The organism is uncultured Lacinutrix sp. (assembly GCF_947500325.1).
GTDB lineage: Bacteria > Bacteroidota > Bacteroidia > Flavobacteriales > Flavobacteriaceae > Lacinutrix.
In genome coordinates, this window is the sequence record NZ_CANMRQ010000050.1 from 1 (window position 1) to 1826 (window position 1826).

The window sequence follows — 1826 nt, forward strand, 5'->3', positions numbered from 1 at the left end:
CAAGCGTAAACTTTTCCTTTCACTTTATGTTTCTCAATTTGCGCTTTCATTCGGTTTCGTCAACTTGTGCATAACGTCTCTTGTATGGTGTCGTAGCTGACGATAGGAAGCTATGCACTATACAAATTGTTGTATGCCGTTTTATTCATTTTTATAATACCCCTTTATTCCAATTCCAATCGTCCAGAAATATTTGCCTTCATCAGATTCAGGGATTTCTTCCGTTAGTTCATCCATTTCGGGAGTTACTTGTCTCCAAACTGCTAAGTCTATGGTAGGAAAAACATATGAATATGGAATTTCCTCTTCTTCATTATCGAAATTAGAATTTGTCGAAACAGATATCTCCTTGATTAATTGTTGAGCAGGAGTCTTAAAAATTTCAATTTCATTTAGATAGACTTCAGTAAACTCAGAGTCCTTACCAGAGAATTCAATAAAATCAGCTTTGTTGTTGTCGTCAAATGTTATCTGTAGTTCATTTTTGAAGTAGCCATCTTTTGCAGGAACAGGCATTGAAAAATCTCCATAGTCCATTGCTGATTTTTCTGATGAGTATTCAGGCTCACCAAGAATTGTTCGAGTTTCATCTCTCGTCATTCCAAGTTTTATTTTTCCTGCTCCGATATGTGGTTCTAAATCAAATCTCATTTTTCCAATTTCAAATCCTCAAAAATTTCTTTGAACATTTCTCCTGGGTCTATATCAATCGCAAGAGCAATTAAATACAATTCATCTGCTCTTAGCTTGGTTGATTCATTTGAAGTTAATTGAGATAGCCTTGCTTGACTAATTCCAGTTCTTCTTGAAACCATTGCTCGATTCACAGATTTTTTTGTTAAGTATAGTCCTAAAGAAGTCATAAATCTTTCGAATTTGTTGAGATAAATTTAACTCTTGAAAAGAAAAATATAGAATTTCTAAAGTTTTATTTTGAAATTTGATAGACTTTAAATAGATTTGTTTAGAAATTCTAAAGAATACTTTTCAATACATATAGATTATGAGCAAAAGATATACCAAAGCTGATTTAGAGGAGATTGTTTACAAGCAATTAGAAAATTTAAACGCAATGCACGATTTATTAGGAATTATGAAATTTCAAAATGATTTAATTCACAATATCAATCAGACGTTAAGAGAAGAAATCGGTCAATTCAAAAAACAACAGGTAATGTATCCGACTAGAAGAAAGACAAAATCTTAAATCAATGCGACTGGCTTTACCGCAATGGCATACAACGTTCGATGTATAGTTAGTAACGACCGTAGGGAGATATTGACTATACATTGTGTTGTGTGCTTTATGCTTTTAAATTTAATTTTCCACAAATTAAAAAAATAAAGGGACAGTAGTTCAGTTTCGGTAACAATTTTAACGTCAACTTTTTCGGAGCCACCCGAATCTATAGAAAATACATATCCATGTATGGTCTGTCGGTGAAGGAGACTAAGGTTCCGTTTTCTTTCTGATAAGGCGTACTACAATTCCGCTTCAAATTTGACTTTGTAAAAAATTTTCGCGACCTTGATCAAGTATTTTATAACGTGCTAGCGTTTGGATAGTGTAACTCTACACGATATCATCGCTAAATACTTGGGCATATCCTTTTAGCAAAGCATTTGTCCGTTACTGCCTATCAGAATGATAACTCCATCATTCCAGCGCACTCCTCCGAAAAAATTGTCCTATCGAAATGGACTATTGCATACAACGTTCGATGTATGGAATGTGCGGTTTTGTGTGCAAGGATTTTCCGCAGGAAAATCAGCAGCAAGCAAAAAAGCATAGACCTTTCGTTTGGCACTAAAATAAGCATTTTCTA

General features: G+C 34.0%; 3 protein-coding genes. 1 reads left to right on the forward strand and 2 read right to left on the reverse strand.

Going from position 1 to position 1826, the window contains the following annotated elements; genetic code table 11:
* Window positions 1-141: 141 nt before the first annotated feature.
* Both Q0997_RS20075 and Q0997_RS20080 read right to left on the reverse strand, forming a co-directional pair.
* Window positions 142-651 carry a hypothetical protein gene (locus tag Q0997_RS20075; RefSeq protein ID WP_299892474.1) on the reverse strand — a complete coding sequence of 170 codons (510 nt, stop codon included), beginning with the start codon at window positions 649-651 and terminating at the stop codon, window positions 142-144.
* Window positions 648-863, reverse strand: a complete 216-nt coding sequence (locus Q0997_RS20080; RefSeq protein ID WP_299892477.1) for a helix-turn-helix transcriptional regulator — start codon at window positions 861-863, stop codon at window positions 648-650. The genes Q0997_RS20075 and Q0997_RS20080 overlap by 4 nt, the downstream gene beginning before the upstream one ends.
* 140 nt (window positions 864-1003) lie before the next feature.
* Between Q0997_RS20080 and Q0997_RS20085 the strand changes: the two genes are divergently transcribed.
* Window positions 1004-1207, forward strand: coding sequence for a hypothetical protein (locus Q0997_RS20085; protein WP_069831116.1), 204 nt, complete (start codon window positions 1004-1006; stop codon window positions 1205-1207).
* Window positions 1208-1826: the final 619 nt, after the last annotated feature.